16 protein-coding genes are annotated in these 16,883 nt (G+C 42.2%); 5 read left to right on the top strand and 11 right to left on the bottom strand.

Going from position 1 to position 16,883, the window contains the following annotated elements; translation table 11 throughout:
- Positions 1–314: 314 nt before the first annotated feature.
- The 5 genes from AC1DPZ_RS10065 to AC1DPZ_RS10045 all read right to left on the bottom strand — a co-directional run bounded on the left by AC1DPZ_RS10065 (position 315) and on the right by AC1DPZ_RS10045 (position 6,049).
- Positions 315–776, bottom strand: coding sequence for a MaoC family dehydratase (locus AC1DPZ_RS10065; RefSeq protein WP_477402845.1), 462 nt, complete (start codon positions 774–776; stop codon positions 315–317).
- Between the two features lie 229 nt (positions 777–1,005).
- Complete coding sequence (locus tag AC1DPZ_RS10060; protein WP_477402844.1) at positions 1,006–3,150, bottom strand: carboxy terminal-processing peptidase; 2,145 nt, start codon at positions 3,148–3,150, stop codon at positions 1,006–1,008.
- A 184-nt stretch (positions 3,151–3,334) separates the two neighbouring features.
- Positions 3,335–3,976, bottom strand: a complete 642-nt coding sequence (locus tag AC1DPZ_RS10055; RefSeq protein WP_477402843.1) for a hypothetical protein — start codon at positions 3,974–3,976, stop codon at positions 3,335–3,337.
- A 153-nt stretch (positions 3,977–4,129) separates the two neighbouring features.
- The gene (locus tag AC1DPZ_RS10050) at positions 4,130–4,972 is read right to left on the bottom strand and encodes an isoaspartyl peptidase/L-asparaginase (protein ID WP_477402842.1); all 843 of its coding nucleotides are present in this window, start codon (positions 4,970–4,972) and stop codon (positions 4,130–4,132) included.
- A gap of 156 nt (positions 4,973–5,128) precedes the next feature.
- Positions 5,129–6,049: a cyanophycinase gene (locus tag AC1DPZ_RS10045; RefSeq protein ID WP_477402841.1), complete on the bottom strand. Its 921-nt coding sequence runs from the start codon at positions 6,047–6,049 to the stop codon at positions 5,129–5,131.
- A gap of 269 nt (positions 6,050–6,318) precedes the next feature.
- Here AC1DPZ_RS10045 and cphA point away from each other — a divergent pair, with 269 nt between their 5' ends.
- On the top strand, positions 6,319–8,946 hold the full coding sequence (cphA, locus tag AC1DPZ_RS10040) for a cyanophycin synthetase (protein ID WP_477402840.1): 2,628 nt from the start codon (positions 6,319–6,321) through the stop codon (positions 8,944–8,946).
- An 88-nt stretch (positions 8,947–9,034) separates the two neighbouring features.
- Here the strand turns inward: cphA and AC1DPZ_RS10035 are convergent, their stop codons facing one another.
- The 3 genes from AC1DPZ_RS10035 to AC1DPZ_RS10025 all read right to left on the bottom strand — a co-directional run bounded on the left by AC1DPZ_RS10035 (position 9,035) and on the right by AC1DPZ_RS10025 (position 10,713).
- Complete coding sequence (locus tag AC1DPZ_RS10035) at positions 9,035–9,679, bottom strand: DNA-3-methyladenine glycosylase family protein (RefSeq protein WP_477402839.1); 645 nt, start codon at positions 9,677–9,679, stop codon at positions 9,035–9,037.
- Positions 9,680–9,849: 170 nt separating this feature from the next.
- A complete protein-coding gene (locus tag AC1DPZ_RS10030) occupies positions 9,850–10,128 on the bottom strand; it encodes a hypothetical protein (protein ID WP_477402838.1) in 279 nt (92 codons plus the stop codon).
- Positions 10,129–10,140: 12 nt separating this feature from the next.
- Positions 10,141–10,713 carry a sigma-70 family RNA polymerase sigma factor gene (locus AC1DPZ_RS10025; protein ID WP_477402837.1) on the bottom strand — a complete coding sequence of 191 codons (573 nt, stop codon included), beginning with the start codon at positions 10,711–10,713 and terminating at the stop codon, positions 10,141–10,143.
- 254 nt (positions 10,714–10,967) lie between these two features.
- On the opposite strand from AC1DPZ_RS10025, the gene AC1DPZ_RS10020 reads away from it, so the two are divergent.
- The 4 genes from AC1DPZ_RS10020 (at position 10,968) to AC1DPZ_RS10005 (ending at position 14,792) form a co-directional block, all read left to right on the top strand.
- Positions 10,968–11,765: a DUF1223 domain-containing protein gene (locus tag AC1DPZ_RS10020; protein ID WP_477402836.1), complete on the top strand. Its 798-nt coding sequence runs from the start codon at positions 10,968–10,970 to the stop codon at positions 11,763–11,765.
- A gap of 94 nt (positions 11,766–11,859) precedes the next feature.
- The gene (locus AC1DPZ_RS10015) at positions 11,860–12,570 is read left to right on the top strand and encodes a cytochrome b/b6 domain-containing protein (RefSeq protein WP_477402835.1); all 711 of its coding nucleotides are present in this window, start codon (positions 11,860–11,862) and stop codon (positions 12,568–12,570) included.
- The gene (locus AC1DPZ_RS10010) at positions 12,551–13,345 is read left to right on the top strand and encodes a molybdopterin-dependent oxidoreductase (RefSeq protein ID WP_477402834.1); all 795 of its coding nucleotides are present in this window, start codon (positions 12,551–12,553) and stop codon (positions 13,343–13,345) included. The genes AC1DPZ_RS10015 and AC1DPZ_RS10010 overlap by 20 nt, the downstream gene beginning before the upstream one ends.
- Positions 13,346–13,445: 100 nt before the next feature.
- Entirely contained in the window at positions 13,446–14,792 is a 1,347-nt protein-coding gene (locus AC1DPZ_RS10005; RefSeq protein ID WP_477402833.1) for an MFS transporter, read from the top strand.
- Positions 14,793–14,927: 135 nt separating this feature from the next.
- Here the strand turns inward: AC1DPZ_RS10005 and AC1DPZ_RS10000 are convergent, their stop codons facing one another.
- From AC1DPZ_RS10000 to AC1DPZ_RS09990, 3 genes are all read right to left on the bottom strand, one after another.
- On the bottom strand, positions 14,928–16,061 hold the full coding sequence (locus tag AC1DPZ_RS10000; RefSeq protein WP_477402832.1) for an alpha/beta hydrolase fold domain-containing protein: 1,134 nt from the start codon (positions 16,059–16,061) through the stop codon (positions 14,928–14,930).
- Positions 16,062–16,080: 19 nt separating this feature from the next.
- Complete coding sequence (locus AC1DPZ_RS09995; protein ID WP_477402831.1) at positions 16,081–16,257, bottom strand: hypothetical protein; 177 nt, start codon at positions 16,255–16,257, stop codon at positions 16,081–16,083.
- Positions 16,258–16,373: 116 nt separating this feature from the next.
- The coding region (locus tag AC1DPZ_RS09990; RefSeq protein ID WP_477402830.1) for a sugar phosphate isomerase/epimerase family protein at positions 16,374–16,883 on the bottom strand (510 nt) is incomplete at its 5' end.

Below are 16,883 nucleotides of genomic sequence, written 5' to 3'. Positions count from 1 at the left end.
TCAGTAGGTAGGGTTAATGATACCTACGGCGATAGAACGCTGATCTGTTCATGTCCGCCATTAACCGATTACGAGTTTGAAGAAAGCGAAGTAACTACCCCGGAATACGGAACGTGAGATTTTAAATAACTATTTCATCCAAACAGAAAAGACCGTCATCAAAAGTGGCGGTCTTTTCTGTTTATATTTTTGTGGAGGACTTGCAAGTCAAATAAAGTTAACCGGATGAGTCTTTGACATTTGACCTCTTTTATCCAGGGCTCTGAAAGCCTATTTTCCGAAAGTCCTTTGTCCAAAAATCCCTGCTCTTTGTTCTAAGAATTAAAGTGATAAACAAAAACTATATCGCCGCTAAAGGCTGGTTTCTTTTGATCTTTAATTTCAAGGGTGGTTATCATGGTGGCTTTAATTGGTCCGCGCAGATTTACCAGGCCGCCAAGTTTTACTTTCAGTCTTACTTCCGAATCAACCAATACAGCTTGCCCAAAACGAAAACCTTCAATGCCATAATTGATCTCCATTTTCAGGTTTTCAACTTTTACAATTTCCTTCCATAAATAAGGGATCAGCGATAGGGTGAGATAGCCATGAGCAATAGTTGCTCCAAACTGGCTTTCGGTTTTTGCCCTTTCAGGATCAGTATGGATCCATTGATGATCTAATGTGGCATCAGCAAATTTATTGATCTGCTCCTGGGTAATTTTATACCATGATGAAACACCAAGGTCATTCCCTATTTGCGCTTCAAATTCGTTAAAGTTATTTATAACTAACATTTATATCGGGTTTATTGCTTTCAACCGGCAAAGTAATTACAAAATTTCCAAAATCTGAATTTTTATTCTGATCTCCCGGGGCCAGTAAAGATACCAATGGTATAGTTAGTACCCAACGTAACAAATTTTCACCCCTGCGGTGGATTGACTATGGAGCAAACTAAAAGCCGCCCGTTTAACAGGCGGCTTAAATATATTTTTGTGCTCCCCCTTCAGGGGGCTGGGGGGCTTACTGTGTTGATATGCTTGTAAACTTCGATCCCAAACTGATATAATCAGTCATGATCTGGCCTGCTTCGCGTTTTACAAAATCCAGGTCTTCATCTTTAGGTTTTTTATCCCCTTTTTTAAGGGCCGGCAAGCCTAAAGCTATGCGGCGCAGATTATTGCGTTCTAAAGCTTTTTGCTCATCAGCATCACGTTGTTTTTTCAACTCGGCCTCGTTTAAAGTAACACTGTTTTCGGTTTCGTGCTTTTTAAAGTCGGCAATATCTTCCATCATGTATTTATAACTATCGCTGGTAGCCATACGCTGATCATGCAGCTTTGTTAATTGAGGCAACACAGAAGTAAAATCACCTGCTTTGATGAAATCACTTTTCTGAATAACATCAAAAGGCATAGCAGACGGTTCTGTATCTTCACCATATTTATCCAGAGGAATTAATGAAGGGAACTGAATATCCGGCGTTACACCCTTGTGCTGGGTTGAGCTGCCGCTGATGCGATAAAACTTAGCTATGGTTAAATTAAGCTGCCCATAAGTGCTCTGGCTGCCTGTTGACACCCTTGTTTTACCGCCAGCTGCTACTTTATTTGCCAGCTGATTAATTTTATCCTTGAGTGGCGAACCTAAGATTCTATCAAGGTCAATTGCGTTTTGAACAGAACCTTTACCATAGGTTTGTGTACCCAATATGATACCGCGACCATAATCCTGGATAGCTCCCGAAAAAATTTCGGATGCTGAAGCACTGAAACGATCAACCAGTACACCTAACGGACCAGCATAAGTAATTCCCGGGTCATCATCTTTCTCTACATCAACCTGGTTTTTAGTGTCGCGCACCTGCACTACCGGGCCACTTTTTACAAATAAGCCGGTAAGCTCAATGGCCTCCATTAAKGAACCGCCACCATTCTCGCGCAGGTCTATCACTACACCATCAACATTTTCCTGTTTCAGGCTATCCAATAATATTTTAACATCATGCGTGGTGCTTTTATAGTTGGGATTACCCGCTTTATAATCATTGTAATCAATGTAAAATGCAGGGATAGATATAACGCCAATTTTAACAGTCTTCCCGTTATTATTGTACGTACGGATCTCCTTTTTAGCTGATTGATCCTTTAAAATGATCTTTTCCCGTACCATCTCCACAACTTTTGGCTTACCACCGGCGCTTGTTCCGGCAGGTAATATCTCCAGCCTTACAACAGTACCTTTTGTACCACGAATTAAAGCAATAGCGTTTTCAACTCTCCAGCCAACAACATTCTGAAATTCGCCTGTTTTGCCCTGGGCTACACCAACAATGCGGTCGTCAATACTGATTTGTTTGCTTTTATCAGCAGGGCCGCCGGCTACTACAGATTTTATAGTTACATATTCATTTTCAACCAAAAGCGATGCACCGATACCTTCCAACTGACGCGACATTTCAATATTGAAATTAGCCGCGTTTGATGGGTTAAAGTAATTGGTGTGGGGGTCTATTGCCTCGGTAAAGGCATCCATAAAATACTGAAAAACATCCTGGTTTGATAATTTATTGGCTTGCGATAATAAATTCGTGTAGCGTTTTTTTAATGTTTCTTTATTTTTAGCCATATCGGGGCTGGCTATTTTTAAATTCAGCAAGTCGTATTTCACCCGTTGTCCCCACATGTCATCCATTTCGGTTTGCGAAGCGGGCCATGGCAGTTTATCCCTGTCATAAACAAATGTTTCTTTTTTATCAAAATCAAAACTTTTGTTTAAACGGGCCAGTGAGTAGTTTACATGCTCGATGTATCTTTTTTGAAATACATTAAAAATGTAAAAAGCATCGTTCAGGTTACCATCTTTAATATCATCGTCAAGCACGGTTTTATACTTTTCAAAATCCTTGATATCAGATGCTAAAAAATAGCTGTGGTTTTCGTCGAGCGATTTTATATAGCGGTTAAATATCACTGTGGATATAGAATCGTTCAAATCAACCTTTTTATAATTGTAATTTGTAATAAGCTCAGCAATTTTTTTACAAACTATTACCTGTTGCTCATCGGGCTGCAGGTCGGTTGCACTTACTTTTATGGGCTTTGATGGCGCTGCCTTGCATGCAAGTGCAGCGGCCATCATTAATAATAAATATCCTTTCTTAAACATATCTTTCACTCTAGTTAAATCGGGGGTTGTGTAAAACATCAATACTTGTGCCTAATATATAATCACTAATGTAAAAAAAAAGACAGTCAAAATGCTGTCTCTTAATAACAATAACAATTATACGATAATGTTTTACTTGTAGTATACAAGCAATGGCATTTTACGCTATTGTTACATAAAAAATTTATTTTATTACCTTTTTCTGATCCAAATCAGCGGTTTCGGCGTAACGGATCTCCGCTTTAGGGTTCGATTTATTGTCCTGCAGGTAGCGCGCCTGTTTGTTTATAGCTGTAATATCCGTAGCAAGGCCGCGCGAAGTAGCAAGTACACGGGCTTCGGTAAGGTCCTGCATGGCTTGTACATAGTCACCATAACCGGCCTTTACTGTTGCCAATCCTATTAAATTAGTAATGGTATGCCGGTCGTCGTTTTGCTGGCGCGAAATCTGGAGGCTTTGCAATAAATACCATTTTGCTTCAGATAAGCGGTTCTGCTTCAGGTACATCTGTGCCAGGTCGCTAAAGTTATAGCTTGCGGCGCTGTATACTCTAAAACGCATGTTATGCTGTGCCGTTTTCATTACCGACATTTCTTCGAGATAAAGCGCATATGGAGCACGTTCGATAATGGTTGGTGAAATTTTGCGTTTGGCAATTTGAGCAGCAGGCAGCTTTTTTACGGAGTTATCCTTTAACCCGGCAATCTGCGGAAAGCGCTCATGCTTTTTAAACACATTACCGATGGTATTTATTGGCTTTTGCCACCATTGCGCAGACGCTGATATGCTAACCGAACATAAGATAATAAGTAAACAATATCTCATTTAATTTTTTTTGTCTGGGTTTAATAAATTAATCAGATAAACAAATATAGCCATAATAACCAGCTAATCAATAATCATAGCCAGGCAAATCAATTGCAGAATTTGATTAATATTGAATTAAACGGAAGAAAAGCACATAATGTTATGTTGGTTTTATTCAAAAACTTCAACATTACCGTCATGCAGCGCCCAAACCATATATGGATGTGTATCAGCATGATAAATTTTACCATCTGCTGATATTCCAACTATCCCGGCAAAGCCGTCAAAAGGCTTCAACTCATCAAGTGTTTTTTCGGTAGCAGCAGATATTGGCATGCCATCGGTAACCCGGGTAACAATTTTTGAAGCTACAGACCCGCTTACAATATCCTCCCCAACACCGGTACATGAAATACCCGCGTGGGCATTTGCATAATTACCTGCCGTTGTTGCCGAGTCGCTCACCCGGCCGGGAATTTCAAAGCCTTTGCCTCCGGTTGATGTTGCGGCCGCCAGGTTGCCATAAATATCAAGCGCAACACAGCCTACTGTACCCAGCCTGATGGAGTCACTTAACTTTTTTTCGTACTCATGGCGACGATGGGGTGTTTCGGGATTGTAATAAGCTGCCCCATTATTAGTAGCAAACTCTTTTGCTCCTTTGCCGCTTAAAACACGATCATCATAGCCCATCAGTTTATCGGCGATACAAATTGGGTTTTTTACATCCTCGATATTGATCACCCCAGAGAATTTTTGAGTTTTGCCATCCATCAGTGATGCACTAAGCCGTATTTTACCATCGCTTTGTATCTGCGAACCGGTACCGGCATTAAACAGATCACAATCTTCCAGGAGGCAAACTGTGTATACCGCCGTTTGAAGAGCGGTATGGTTTTGCAGGTATTTATACCCTGCTTGCACAATATCGCTTAAAGCTTGTTGTTTGGCTTGTTTTATTTCAAGATTGGTTTGCGATTCGCTGAAAAAACCGCCGTGTATGATGATCTTCATTTTGAATTGTTTAATTGATTCAAAAAATATCGTTCGTCATGCCAAATTTATTCAGGCATCCCACAAGGCAAGTAAATTCACAGGTTTATACTAAGCATGTGAGATCCTGAAACAAGTTCGGGATAACATTTTTATATAACTGAGGAGTAGGCGTATTTATTTTAAAAGGTCGTTATCCGGTGCATTAATAAAAACACCCTCTTCTACCTTAACTGTTTTTTTAATGAGTAACCGATGTTCTGTAAGGTCATATTTATCAAATATAGACATTACATGCACTTTCAAACTTTCGATAGAAACCGGTGAGCCTATCTCCACGTCGTATATATTGGTGGCTACAATATTCCTGCCGTCAACCAAAATGATCAACCCGGAACCTATGGCTTCCATTATATTGCCTTCGGTTACAAGCAAACCAGCATCCTCGCCCAAACCAATACCTAAAATACCGGGATTGGTTGCTACGGCGTACATTAGCCTGCCTATACGGCCGCGCTGTACAAAGTGCGTATCAACTATAACCGAATCAATAAAGCCAAGTCCGGCGGTAATTTGCACCTCACCTTTGATGAGTGCCTCATTGCTTTGTCCGCGATAGATCATGTGGGTTGAGGCTGCCGCCGCCCCGGCCGATGTACCGGCTATTACAAAATCTTCATTCCTGAAACGTTGTTTCAGTATCTGCAAAAATTCAGTGCCACCAAAAATAGCGGTCAGCCTAAGCTGGTCGCCGCCACTAAACATTACCACATCTGCTTTACGAATGCGTTCAAGGTATTCTTTATTAGCTGCATCTTCACGGTTTTTAATATGCAGTACATTAACATTGGTAACATTTAGCTGCCCAAATGCCTTAATATATTCCTGGCCCACCAACTCCGGAATCTGGGAGGCAGTAGTAATAACTTCAACCAACGAACCTTCGTGCTTAGCTGATTCGGTAACGATCCGCTTTAAAATGCCCTGTTCAAAAAATTTAATATAATCTGGCTGTAAAATGTGTTCCTGTATGGTTACGTTACTCCCCATATCAACTGCGCCACCAATAATTATTAGTTTTCCTTTCGGGACAATCATGCTTCTTTATTGTTTGGTTGATTAAGTTGATTGAGGCGACTAAGTTGGTGAGTTACCCTGAATTTTAATTTTTTGCCGGATAACCACTCACTAAATCAACCTAATTTAACTAATCAAATGATTCTACAATACAAATTACGATAAAATGGATCAAAAACACAGTCTGTTATAAACAAATAATGCCTTTTTAGCTTTAAAAATTTTAAATACCCTATTAAGTTTTATAGTTTTAAAGAAATTAAGCCGTTTACAAATTTCGTAACATACGTATGAAGATCGAGAATATACAAGTACTGCGCGGACCGAACATCTGGAGCATCCGCCGCAAAAAATTAATACAAATGCGGCTTGACCTGCAGGAGATGGAGCATAAGCCCACTAACGAAATTGACGGATTTTATGAACGCCTGCAAGAACTATTACCATCCTTATATGAACACCGCTGTTCGCCTGGTGTTCCGGGAGGTTTTTTTCAGCGGGTTGTTGCCGGCACCTGGATGGGCCATGTTATTGAGCATATTGCCCTCGAAATTCAAACCCTTGCGGGCATGGATACTGGGTTTGGTCGTACCCGCGAAACCAAAACCAAGGGTGTTTACAACGTTGTGTTTGCATATGTAGAAGAAAAAGTAGGCGTTTTTGCAGCCGAATCGGCAGTACGCATTGCCAGGGCTTTAATAAAAGGCGAAGAGTATAACCTGGATGCCGATATACAGGAAATGCGCGAGATTAGGGAGTATACCCGCCTGGGGCCAAGCACAGGATCGATAGTGGAAGAGGCCATAGCCAGGGATATCCCCTGGATCAGACTTAACAACCAATCATTGGTACAGTTAGGCTACGGCAAAAACCAGGTGCGTTTTCGTGCCACCATGACCGAGAGAACCAGCAGCATAGCAGTTGATATAGCCAGCAATAAAGATGAAACCAAGCGCATGCTGCAGGAACAGGCCATCCCCGTTGCCAAAGGTATTACCATTTCGTCGGTTGAAGGGGTGGCCGAGGCTATCCGCAAAGTGGGTTTCCCATTGGTGTTTAAACCTTTGGATGGCAATCATGGCCGGGGTATCTCTATCAATATAAAAACCGAAGAAGCGGCGATAGCCGCCTACGAGCACGCTGCCAGTATATCCCGTAAGGTTATTGTTGAGCGTTTTATTACTGGATATGATTTCCGTGTGCTGGTAATTGATAACAAAATGGTGGCCGCCGCCTTACGCGACCCGGCCCATGTTAACGGGGATGGGGTATCAACCATCCAGCAACTTATCGATAAAGAGAATACCGATCCGCGCCGTGGGTTTGGTCATGAAAATGTACTTACCCTTATAGGTATTGACCGCGATACTATTGACCTGCTGGAAAAGAAAGGCTATACGCTGGACACCATACCCGCCCGCGACGAAAAAGTATTTGTAAAATCGACCGCCAACCTTAGTACAGGTGGTACATCTGTTGATGTTACAGACCATGTGCACCCGCAAAATATTTTTATTTGCGAGCGGATTTCGAAAATAATTGGTCTTGATATTTGCGGTATTGATATCATGGCCGAAAATCTGCATGAGCCCCTTACCGAAAACGGAGGCGTGATATTAGAGGTTAACGCGGCGCCCGGTTTCAGGATGCATATCGCCCCAAGCGAGGGCCTGCCGCGCAACGTTGCCGGGAATGTGCTTGATATGCTTTACCCGGCAGGTAAATCGGCACGGATCCCTATTATTGCTATTACAGGCACCAATGGTAAAACTACTACTACCCGTTTAATAGCACATATTGTTAAAAATAATGGTCACAGGGTAGGCTTCACCACGTCCGATGGTATTTATGTGCAGAATACGATGTTGCTAAAAGGCGATACCACCGGTCCGGTAAGCACGGAATTTATTTTGAAAGACCCTACGGTTGATTTTGCCGTGTTGGAAACCGCCCGCGGCGGCATCCTGCGTTCGGGCCTGGGCTTTGGCTTTTGCGATATTGGTGTGATTACCAATATCCAGGAAGATCACTTAGGCCTTTCGGATATTCATACACTCGATGATTTGACAAGGGTGAAAAGTGTGGTGCTCAATTCGGTTAAAAAGGGTGGCTGGGGAGTTTTAAATGCCGATAATAAGTATTGCGTACGCATTGGCAACAGGGCAGATTGTAACATCGCTTACTTTAGCAGGGACGAGAATAACCCGGTCATTAAATCGCATTGCCGCAAGGGGGGGATAGCCGCCATTTGCGAGAATGGTTTTATAACCATACAAAAAGGCGACTGGAAGATAAGGGTACAGCGTACTATTTTGATTCCGTTAACCTTTGGCGGTACGGTGCCTTTCATGATCGAGAATGTGCTGGCTGCAACTTTGGCTACGTTTTTATGGGGGTTCAAAACCGAAGACATTAAAATGTCACTGGAGACTTTTATACCTTCGGCAGCGCAAACGCCGGGCCGCATGAACATTTTTGAGTTCAGGGATTTCCGTTTCATGATTGATTTTGCCCACAACCCCGATGGTTTTAGTGGTATCAGGGAGTTTTTAAGACATATAGATTCACCGCTGAAAATAGGGATCATTGCCGGCACAGGCGACAGGCGGGATGAGGACATTCGTGAGTTGGGCAAAATAGCCGCCGAAATGTTCGATTATATCATTCTGCGCCAGGAAAAACACTTGCGCGGCCGTACCGAAGAAAATATATTGACATTGCTTATTGAGGGTATTCGCTCATTTAATCCTGAAAAGAAATTTGAGATAGTGCCTAAAGAAATTGATGCAATCAAACACGCCATGAGCCTTGCCAAACCCGGCACTTTCATTACTGCTTTAAGCGATGTGATTAATAATGCTATAGAAACGGTACAAAATTACCAGGAGCAGGAAAGGAATGGGTTGTTTAATGTATAGGGCTTCACATGCTCTCTCTAAAGATGACGGTTCTGATACCCACATTTAATTTTCGAAGCCATTTTGCAGATTGCAAAGTGGCTTTTTTTTAAGCCCTCTCTTTTGCAGAGGGTTTGGGCGACGCTAAATAATAATGCCACAACAGCATGCTTGCAATAGTTTTATAAGGCGCCCATTGTTCTGCTATTGCTATCATTTCGTCCCTTGAAATTTCCTTTGGAAGTTTTTTTACTCTTTTCAGTGCATTCACCGCTGCCAGGTCACCAATAGGAAATATATCTGTATGCTGTAATACAAACATCAAGTAAACATCGGCAGTCCAGTTGCCAATGCCTTTGAGGGCAATTAGTTTGGCGCGGACTACCTCATCGGGCAGTTGTTCCAGTTCTGTCAAATTAATCTGCCCGCTGATGATGGCCTCGGCCAGGTATTTGGTATAGGTAGTTTTCTGCCGGCTAAAGTAGCTGGCTTTAAATTCTTCGTCGGTTAATAATAACACCCTCGCCGGGGTTATTTCCTGAACACGCTCCCGCAGTTTATTTAATGCTGATAGTGCCGATGCAAGCGATACCTGCTGCTCCAGGATAATATGGACCAGCGTTTCGAACGTGTTGGGCCTCGACCATAGAGGCGGATAGCCATAGGTATCGATGATAGCAGCCAGGTCGGGGTCGGCCGAGGCAAGTTCATCACAAATGGAGTGGTAATTGGAGTGGTTAAACTGCTTAAACATGGTAAACTAATCAGCCTGTTTTACAATTATTTTATCCAGGTTAATGGTAAATATAGGAAGCCCCGTTTAAAGTCACATAAAAAAAGGAGACAATTACCGTTCTCCAGCAATCAAAAAACAAAAAACACTTAGCATTTCGCCCTTGATCTTGCCGGGGGCAACAAGCTGTTTTATTTTTTGTTGAGTTCTTCTTCAATCCGCCCCTGCAGCTCTTGCTTAAAACTGTCATCAAGCGGTGATGCCGATGAATGCACTGAATCATGGAAAAGCTTTTGCATCATCTGTTGAATAAACCTGCTTTGAGTATCATACAATCTGCAAGCCGAGCAGCCCGCCTGGTGGATTCTTAATTCAATAGCCTCGCGAAGGCTTAACTTTTTGACATGTTTTTTCTCGATCAGAAAAGTAGCCTGCCTGCAGTTATACTGTATTTTTTTTAGTGGGTTCATATAGCTAAATTTTTAGATCCAGTTTCTTTGTAAACACGCCCTCAGGTTCAATTTGGCCCGGTGAATGATCACCCAAAAGTTGGCCTGCGAAATTTTAAGCTCGCTGCAAATAATATCAGTAGCTGCATCATCAATATGTTTCATGGTAAAAACGGCCATCCATAAGGCGGGTAGCTTATGCATACATTTTTGAAAGATGCTGTTAAACTCCTTACCCTGTAAGGGATCCTGATTTTCTATGCCAAAGGGCCGGGGTATGTAAGTTTTATTCCAGTGCCCGTCATCAGCATTAAAAAAATCCTGCTGCTCTTCTTCAGCCTCTTTAATGTCTGTCAGTTTTAAGCCCGATGATCTTTTTCGGTAAACGTCAATTATCTTGTTTTTCAGTATGGCGGTTAACCAGGTACGTTCAGAACTTTTCCCTTCAAATTTCTCTTTCCTTTCAAGGGCAGCTAAAAACGTTTCCTGGACCAGGTCTTTAGCCTCCTCTTCATCAGTTAAGCGTGGCAGTGCATAGCCATATAGATAATCGGCGTACGCTTCAACCCAATGCCGGGGATCTAATAATTGCTTTTCAGTAGCCATTAACACATTTATTCATGAATGTTTTATTCCATTAGTCGGTAACAATGGCAAACCCTTACGATAAATTTTCATTTTTTTTTGTTCGCCGATACAATGGGGATTTGTTGTTAAATTTACATATATCTAACTGATTATAATTATTTAAACATAGACGGGTATGCCCGGCCCCTTGATCGGGCACAAAAAATTATTTTTTTGTAAGGTTGTCAACAGCAACCCGACTAAGCTATAAAAACGTACATCAAATTATTAAAATGAGATCGATTAAAATATTTGCCCTTACCACCTGCCTTGCAATTGTAGTTTTGGTGTCGGTGGCATTTATCAATCATAAAAGCGATATTAAAAAAATTGCGGTTGAAACAGCAGGTAATGGTTTTGCGGTAATTGAACTGTTTACATCAGAAGGCTGCTCCAGCTGCCCGGCGGCTGATGAACTATTGGCACGAATACAGAAAGAAGACAGCGACAAGCAGGTTTATATACTGGCCTATCATGTTGATTATTGGAACCGCCTGGGCTGGAAAGATGTTTTTAGCAGTGCCGATTATTCAAAAAGACAAAATAAGTATGCCAGCTGGTTAAAGCTACAATCGGTTTATACACCACAGGTTGTGGTTAATGGCAAAAAAGAGTTTGTAGGTTCGCAGGAAGGCACACTACGCAATGCTATCACCGCCGGCTTGCGCACAGCCCCCGCCGGTACACTAACCCTTAATGCGCAAAAAGACAAGGGCCATGTTACCATACAGTACCATACCGAAGGAGCAGAAAAGAATGCCATCCTGTTTTTGGCTCTTGTGCAAAAGGCTGCGCAAACAAAAGTACAACGCGGTGAAAATGGTGGCAGAACATTATCGCATATACAAATTGTTCGCAAAATGCAAAGCCTGCCAATAAGTACCGGTGGAAAGGGTTACGCTACCATTGCCCTGCCCGAAGGTTTTAACCTGCAGGGATTTGAAGTGATCGGCTTTGTACAAAATACAGGTAACGGTGCAATTTCGGCTGCGGCCAAATCCGCATTTGATGCTAATAGCGCGGGTAAATAATGTATTGTTGCTTGTTTTCACTTTATTAATGTGGCCTGTACCTGTTTAAATTAACCGGTTACAGGTATTTTTACCAACACAAACTACGCTTTAAATGAAAGTAATAAAAGAAAAACATCCCTTAGCCATGCGGTGGACGCATTGGGTAAACTTCCCGATACTCACCATTATGATATGGAGCGGGATGTTAATTTACTGGGCCAACGACGAATATAAAATAACTTTGTTCGGGCATACATTTTTTAGCTTTTTCCCGGCGGGGTTTTATAAAACTTTTAACATACCACATCGCCTGGCCGAAGGTATGGCTTTTCATTTTCTGTTAATGTGGACCTTTGCCCTTAACGGTTTAGTGTATGTACTATACACAATTATATCGGGCGAGTGGCGTGAGCTTGTTCCGCAAAAAAAATCGTTTAAAGAGGCTTGGCTGGTATTGCTTCACGACCTGCACATCAGGAAAATGGCCCCGCCTCAAAATAAGTATAACGCAGCCCAGCGCATTGCATATACAGCAATTATAGTGATGGGCTTTGGCTCGTTAATAACCGGGCTGGCCATTTATAAACCAGTTCAGTTTTATTATTTAACCTGGCTTTGCGGCGGATATCATTTTGCCCGCATCCTGCATTTTGCCCTTACCATTGGCTATGTGTTTTTCTTTTTGATCCACATAGTACAGGTACTGCTTGCAGGCTGGAACAATTTCAGATCGGTTATATCCGGGTTTGAAGTGGTAAATGAGCCCGATCCCAAACCAATTAGTGAAACCCCAACTCCAACCGATGAAAAACCCATTCAATAAAAAAAATAAAGTCCCCAAAAAAACGCTTACGGTTGAGCAAAAGATCACGAGGCGTAATTTTATATCATTTGGCAGTTTCATCGTACTATCTGGAGCTGCTTATGGTGGCTGGAAATGGCTATATAACTCGCCCAATGAAGCTACAGGCATTACCGCAGGCGCACATAAGCCTTTACGAAGGGCGTTGAATAAAACCGAGCTGGTTTTCCGTAATTTTTTCAGTAATAATCACCTGGTAAAAACCTATCCAAAAGAAATGGCCGCCAAAAATGTGCGCCATAACAGCGATATAGGATCGGGAGGGAAAATAGATATAGCAACCTGGAGACTGCAGGTAAAAAAACAATCGGGCGAGGTGCTGAACATCAGCCTGGATGATATTAAAGCCCTGCCCAAAACCGATATCATTTTTGATTTTAAATGCGTTGAGGGCTGGGACCAGATCTCGCATTGGGGTGGTGTTAAGTTCAGCGATTTTATAGCTCATTTTAAACTGGATGATGAAACCCGGCTGGAATATGTTGGGATGGAAACTCCGGATAAAGGATACTACGTTGGTATTGATATGCCCAGTGCCTTGCATCCACAAACAATGCTGGCTTACGAGATGAATGAAAAACCATTGCAACCAAAACATGGCGCACCATTACGCCTTATAATCCCGGTAAAATACGGCATAAAAAACCTGAAACGTATAGGCAGCATCTCTTTTAGCGATACTCGCCCGCACGATTACTGGGCCGAGCGGGGTTATGATTATTATTCGGGATTATAACCGCGCGCCGGGCATTACCAGCTAAGCAAATGTGAATAAAATAGGGCCTTGTAAAGAAGTTTATTGCCGCTATTGAGTTAATATTTGCATATTGCACAAAATGCTGGTTGCCAAATTCCCTCTTTCAAAACAGCTTGCTTATGCCTGCGGGATGATAGGCTGGAGTATCATGACCAATATAATAATTGTGATGCTGCCGTATTTTTATCTGCCTCCCTCCAACTCGGGATTAATTCCGCTTGTACCGCAATTGCTGGTATTTGGCGTGCTTAACATCATGTCGATCATTGCGGCTTCGGGTCGGTTTGTTGATGCGGTTTTTGACCCCTTAATTGCCTCATTGAGCGATAAAAGCACCAACCCAAAAGGCCGTAGAATACCATTTATGAAATGGACAATTTTACCGGCTGTTGTTTTTTGCGCGCTAACGTTTTGCCCCGTAATAAAGGCCGAAAGTATAGACAATGCAGCCTGGATCTCGTTCACGCTTGTATGCTTTTTTATGGCCGCCACCAGCTACATTATTCCCTATAATGCCTTATTGCCCGAGCTTACAAATACCRCTGCCGAAAAGGTAAAACTTTCATCCCTGCAACAGGTGGGTTTTGTTATAGGGATCATTATATCGGCATTGGTGAATAACTTTGCTGATTTGGTTCAACACATTTTTCATGTAACAGATCGCAATTCAGCTGTGCAGCATACTATTTGGGGTTTATGTGGCTTTGCAGGCCTCATTATGCTAATCCCGGTTTTAGCTATTGAAGAAAAAAAGTATTCAAACATTACACCCTCTCATTTGCCTTTGCTGGCAGCTATCGGGAAAACCTTCGGCAACCGTAATTTTAAATACTACCTGATCTCCGATTTCTCGTACTATATGTCGTTGAGTATCATATCAAGCGGATTATTGTTTTTCCTGACAGTATTACTACACCTGCCGGAATCTATGGGGGGCATACTGATGGGATCTATGGTATTATTTTCGCTGGTATTTTATCCGTTTATTAATTACCTGTCAAAAAAAATAGGGAAAAAACCCATTGTGCTTTTTTCATTTGGCCTGCTGAGCCTCATTTTTGTGGCGATATTTTTCCTGGGTAAATTTCCGATATCGCCAACCGCGCAAATTTATATGCTGGTGCTAAGCGCTTCTTTCCCCTTGGCCTCGCTGGGTATATTACCCAATGCAATACTTGCCGAAATAGCGCAGAATGATGCTGAACGAACAGGCGAAAACAGCGAAGGGATGTTTTTTGCGGTAAAATACCTGTTTGTAAAATTAGGGCAAACACTGGGGATAGCCCTGTTTGCATTTTTAACAGTGTACGGAAAAGACCCTGGAAATGATTATGGTCTGCGCCTTAACGGTATCTGTGGCTGTGTGCTATGCCTGCTGGCAATTGTATTTTTTAGCAGGTTTAAAGAAGCCAGGGTAAGGGGCTGATTGGGGGTTATTAAGTGAATTGGTATTGTACATACCAAATACCTTATCCGCTGACCTTTCGAAACCCGCCCCGCAACCGTACAGACAATGGTTCCATTTGCGGATGAACTTTTCATCAAAGCCCGTTCAATATATTTATTTGGTCACCGTATTTAAAAAGCGCTCAACAGTACAGGTAGCCAGCTGACCGCCCGGACCGTTTAAATTATAATCAAAGCCATGGGTAGCCCAGGGCAGCTTCAGTAAAAAATGCCTGATGCCGTTTTGTTCAAGCTTTAAATTCAATCGGCGGCTATGCTCGGGCGATACAAGTACATCGTTATCTCCATGGATAATTAAAGTAGGCAAAGAATGCCTGCTCACAAATTCGAGCGGCGAGCAAGCTGCAAATTTATGAGGAACCTCCTGGTAGCTGCCGCCGATATGATCACGCATCACCTTACGTGAATCCATAATCAGCGGACTTGTTGGTATGGAATATCCCCAAACCATATCGGCCGGGCCATAATAATCAATCACAGCTTTTAACCCCGGCTCATGCAACGTATAAGCAGCCAGTAAAGCTATCTGTGCCCCGGCCGAGCGGCCCAATAACACAAAATTATTGGTATCAATATTTAATTCGGCCGCATGCCTGCGCAGGTAGGCTATTGCGTTGCGAACATCCTCTACAGGAGCAGGGGTTTGATATTTAGGTGCAAGGCGATAGGTTATGGCGGCCACATTGTAGCCAACTATAGCCAGGTAGCTGTTTAGCTCTGGTAATTGCTTACTATCTCCTTTACTCCAGGAGCCTCCGTGAACTATTACAACGCATGGCCTGTTACCAGCTCTTTGGGATGGGAAATAATCCAGATACAAGTTTAAGTCCGGGGAGCTGTTATAAGTGATTGTCTTGCCGGTAACCTCTTTATTGCTCTTAAACATATTCCAGAAACTGTACGGAGGCTGGGTGTCAACCCCATCAATAATGGTGCTGCCAGGCCCAAACGCAGCCTGGAAATTTTGTTTTAAACTGCCTGCTAAATGGTAAGCCCTTACTATTGGAGACGTAAATAACACCAGGGCTGTAATACCGGCGATGGTACCCGCGAGCTGGTATTTTGAGGTGTAAAAACCGGCTAACAGGGTTATCAAAGTAAGTATGATAAATATCCAACAAAACTCGGTGACAATAATGGCAAGCATCCATATATGTAATTCGAATGCTTTTAAAATAGTAAGTGACGATATGAGCAATAGTAAAATGCAGATTATAAAACGGATCATGCGGCTTTTTTATAGTTACTCACAATCCACACGTTACCATTGTTTTAGCCCTGCCCGTTACCATTTTCCAGGCTTTGGCATCTGGCAAAGAATTGCCTGCTAATAATTCTTTATCTGTTTGGGCCTGTGCCACGCACGAAAACAAGAACGAAACAGCCAGAATAATGAGTAAATATTTTATTATGGTGGTGTTCATCTCTATAATGTGCGAAAATTTTGATTGCAAGCGATTTTTAACCTATGTAAAAATAAAAAAGCCATCACACTGTTTGGGTATGTGATGGCTTATATTTTATGCTTGTAACAAAGTTTTTATACCAGGTTTTTTTTAATGTAGCCAATACTTTGCGCAATACTGTCAAACGGATCGCCGGGGCATACATCCTGCTCAACAAAAAAGTATTTCATTCCTGCTTTTTTTGATTGTGCCAAAATCTTTTTAAAATCGATAACACCATTGCCTACTTCTGTAAATTTCTTTTCAGGAGTTTTGTCCATATCCTTAACATGCAACAGCGGGAAACGACCAGGATATTTGTTGAACAATGCTATAGGATCTTGCCCTGCTTTGGTTGTCCAGTACAGGTCCATTTCCATTTTTACCAGGTTGGGGTCGGTGTTGGTCAATAATATTTCATAAGGATATTTTCCATCCTGCTGCACAAATTCAAAATCATGGTTGTGGTAGCATAGCTGTATCCCCGCACTTTTACAGGTATCACCTGCAACATCAAGCATATTGGCTATATTTTTATAATGATCAAGGTCACCACGCTCCGATTGGGATAAATAAGCGCATACCATATATTTAACGCCTACAGC

This window comes from Mucilaginibacter sp. P4_G9 (assembly GCF_056400985.1).
This window is presented reverse-complemented; position numbering and strand designations above follow the sequence as displayed.

What these genes read in the sequence shown, in the direction of transcription:
- AC1DPZ_RS10045 (WP_477402841.1), bottom strand. Translation starts at nt 6,049, where the DNA reads ATGATTGTCCCGAAAGGAAAACTAATAATTATTGGTGGCGCAGTTGAT.
- AC1DPZ_RS10020 (WP_477402836.1), top strand. Translation starts at nt 10,968, where the DNA reads ATGAGATCGATTAAAATATTTGCCCTTACCACCTGCCTTGCAATTGTA.
- AC1DPZ_RS10030 (WP_477402838.1), bottom strand. Translation starts at nt 10,128, where the DNA reads ATGAACCCACTAAAAAAAATACAGTATAACTGCAGGCAGGCTACTTTT.
- AC1DPZ_RS10015 (WP_477402835.1), top strand. Translation starts at nt 11,860, where the DNA reads ATGAAAGTAATAAAAGAAAAACATCCCTTAGCCATGCGGTGGACGCAT.
- AC1DPZ_RS10000 (WP_477402832.1), bottom strand. Translation starts at nt 16,061, where the DNA reads ATGATCCGTTTTATAATCTGCATTTTACTATTGCTCATATCGTCACTT.
- AC1DPZ_RS10035 (WP_477402839.1), bottom strand. Translation starts at nt 9,679, where the DNA reads ATGTTTAAGCAGTTTAACCACTCCAATTACCACTCCATTTGTGATGAA.
- cphA (WP_477402840.1), top strand. Translation starts at nt 6,319, where the DNA reads ATGAAGATCGAGAATATACAAGTACTGCGCGGACCGAACATCTGGAGC.
- AC1DPZ_RS09995 (WP_477402831.1), bottom strand. Translation starts at nt 16,257, where the DNA reads ATGAACACCACCATAATAAAATATTTACTCATTATTCTGGCTGTTTCG.
- AC1DPZ_RS10055 (WP_477402843.1), bottom strand. Translation starts at nt 3,976, where the DNA reads ATGAGATATTGTTTACTTATTATCTTATGTTCGGTTAGCATATCAGCG.
- AC1DPZ_RS10065 (WP_477402845.1), bottom strand. Translation starts at nt 776, where the DNA reads ATGTTAGTTATAAATAACTTTAACGAATTTGAAGCGCAAATAGGGAAT.
- AC1DPZ_RS10050 (WP_477402842.1), bottom strand. Translation starts at nt 4,972, where the DNA reads ATGAAGATCATCATACACGGCGGTTTTTTCAGCGAATCGCAAACCAAT.
- AC1DPZ_RS10010 (WP_477402834.1), top strand. Translation starts at nt 12,551, where the DNA reads ATGAAAAACCCATTCAATAAAAAAAATAAAGTCCCCAAAAAAACGCTT.
- AC1DPZ_RS10025 (WP_477402837.1), bottom strand. Translation starts at nt 10,713, where the DNA reads ATGGCTACTGAAAAGCAATTATTAGATCCCCGGCATTGGGTTGAAGCG.